This window comes from Nocardia sp. NPDC058497, from assembly GCF_042720195.1.
Classification (GTDB): domain Bacteria; phylum Actinomycetota; class Actinomycetes; order Mycobacteriales; family Mycobacteriaceae; genus Nocardia.
Genome location: NZ_JBHXMY010000725.1, coordinates 1 through 2,602 on the forward strand (window position 1 = coordinate 1; position 2,602 = coordinate 2,602).

3 protein-coding genes are annotated in these 2,602 nt (G+C 67.4%); all 3 read left to right on the forward strand.

The window, feature by feature from the left end; genetic code table 11:
* Positions 1 to 999 (forward strand): amidohydrolase family protein (locus ACFWPJ_RS30080; protein WP_378856483.1); only part of this gene is annotated, 999 nt, incomplete at its 5' end.
* 246 nt (positions 1,000 to 1,245) lie between these two features.
* Positions 1,246 to 1,824: a Uma2 family endonuclease gene (locus ACFWPJ_RS30085; RefSeq protein ID WP_378856485.1), complete on the forward strand. Its 579-nt coding sequence runs from the start codon at positions 1,246 to 1,248 to the stop codon at positions 1,822 to 1,824.
* Positions 1,825 to 2,021: 197 nt separating this feature from the next.
* On the forward strand, positions 2,022 to 2,459 hold the full coding sequence (rpsP, locus tag ACFWPJ_RS30090; protein WP_232999915.1) for a 30S ribosomal protein S16: 438 nt from the start codon (positions 2,022 to 2,024) through the stop codon (positions 2,457 to 2,459).
* The last annotated feature ends 143 nt before the right edge of the window (positions 2,460 to 2,602 follow it).

Consider the following 2,602-nt stretch of genomic DNA (forward strand, 5'->3'; position numbering starts at 1 on the left):
ACCCTGTGCAGCACAGGGTGGATCGTGCCCGGCCTCGTCGACGCCCACTGCCACGTCGGCATCCGCTACGGCGGCGGCGACGATACCCGCGACGGCGCGATCGAGCAGGCCGAGACCGAACGCGACGCCGGCGCCCTGCTGCTGCGCGACGCGGGCTCGCCGATCGACACCCACTTCATCGACGAGCACGCCGAACTGCCCCGCATCATCCGCGCGGGCCGCCATATCGCACGCCCCATGCGCTACATCCGCGAACTCGGCATCGAACTCGACGACGAGCGCGACCTGCCCGAGATCGTCGCCCAGCAGGCCCGCTTCGGCGACGGCTGGGTGAAAATCGTCGGCGACTGGATCGACCGCTCCGCGGGCGACCTGCGCCCGCTGTGGAGCGACGACATCCTGAAACAGGCCATCGACGCCGCCCACGCCAACGGCGCCCGCGTCACCGCCCACGTCTTCGGCGAGGACGCCCTGCCCGGCCTGATCAACGCGGGCATCGACTGTCTCGAACACGGCACCGGCATCACCGACGACACCATCGAGATGATGCTCGCCCACGGCACCGCCCTGGTCCCCACCCTGATCAATATCGACACCTTCCCCGGCATCGCCGACAGCGCGACCAAGTTCCCCGTCTACGCCGCCCACATGCGCGACCTGCACCGCCGCGTCCGCGACACCGTCGGCCGCGCCCACGAGGCCGGCATCCCCCTCTACGCGGGCACCGACGCGGGCGGCTCCATCCGCCACGGCCGCATCGCCGACGAGATCGCTGCCCTCACCGGCGCGGGCTTGTCCCCCCACGAAGCCCTCGGCGCCGCCTCCTGGAACGCCCGCACCTGGCTCGGCCGCCCCGGCATCGACGAAGGCGCCCCCGCCGACTTCGTCGTCTACGCCGACGACCCGCGCGCCCACCCGGCCGCCCTCACCGACCCGCAATGGGTCGTCCTGCGCGGCATGGTCGTCAAAACCCCGAACCCCGTCACCGGCCACCGGTGATCGGTGGGGCGGTCGCGTTTGCGGAGTTGATGGGCGTTGCGCACGCATTACGCGTATCGACCTGGGCGAACTCTGTGTGTTTCGCACGTGCTACGCACTCAGCCCTGGACAAGCTCTTATACAGTGGGGTCGAGCGGTACCGCTAACCAGTTTCCACGAGGTTCGTCGGTCACCGCGTACCTCCGGGTATTGCACGAGTTCGGTTCGAGCGAGCGCGACGCGAACGGGAGATCGGACGGAATGACCATGAGCGCCGAGGTTTCGATGTTTCACCCGCTGGGCCCGAATACTGTGGAAGATTGGCTCGTCGAAGAGCAGCCGGCCGATGGATCGCGACTCGAACTCATCTGGGGGTACCTGTACATGACGCCGCCGCCGGGTGGTCCGCATCAGTACGCCTCGTTCGAGTTGGCCGTGATGTTGCGAGATGCGCTGCGGGCAGCGGAACGGTTCGACCTCCACGTTCTTCCTGCCGTGGGTGTTCGTATCAGCACGCCCTTGCGTACCGCGTTCATCCCGGATATCTCCGTGATGGTCGGTGGGATCAACCATGTCAGCTTCGCGGCCGAGAACATTCTCCTCGCGGTGGAGGTCTGGTCACCCGGAAACACTCGGGAAGAGCGCGATACCAAGATCGCGGCCTACGCCGCCGCGCGGGTGCCGTACTTGTGGATCGTCGAGCTGCCCGACGGTAAGCCGGCTCGATTCTGGGGCTACAACCTGGGGGAGACCGGCTATCGGCAAGAAGTTTTTGCCCGCGACGGGGAAACGGTGAAAGTGCCGGGCCCGGTACCGGTCGTCGTCGACACCGCGCAGTTGCGCTGAGGCGGCGTCGGTCGAGCCGATTTCAGCTGCGCTCGACCGGTCTGGCACAATGGTCAACCGTCCTTCCTGGACAGTGTCAGCCCGTCTCCGGTTACGTACCGCGCGGCGGTCACACACTCCATGCGCGAAACCGGACCCGCAGACCATGTGGGTCGCCGAATCGCGTGGTGACCAACTATCGAAAGAGGCAGATCAGCATGGCTGTTCGCATCAAGCTCACCCGCCTGGGCAAGATCCGCAACCCGCAGTACCGCGTCGTCGTCGCCGACGCCCGCACCCGTCGTGACGGCCGGGCCATCGAGTCCATCGGCAAGTACCACCCGAAGGAAGAGCCTTCGCTGATCGAGATCGACGCCGATCGCGTGGCGTACTGGCTGTCCGTCGGCGCGCAGCCGACCGAGTCGGTGCAGCGTCTGCTGGAGATCACCGGCGACTGGCAGAAGTTCAAGGGCCTGCCGGGCACCGAGGGCACCCTCAAGGTGAAGGCCGCCAAGCCGTCCAAGCTGGACCTGTTCAACGCCGCGCTGGCCGCCGCCGACAACGAGCCCGTCGCCGAGGCCGTCACCCCGAAGAAGAAGGCCGCCAAGAAGGACGAGGCTGCCGCTGAGGAAGCCGCCACCGAGGCTGCCGAGTAATGACTGCCGTTGTTGCCGATGGCGGGGGACCTATGGTTGGGGGGCTCGTGGGCAAACCCCCTTACGTGCGCGGCGTGGTGTTGAACGGGCGGGGCGGTCGCGCCGGGCGGTGTGGTTTTAAAAAATGCGATCCCCCCATAGCG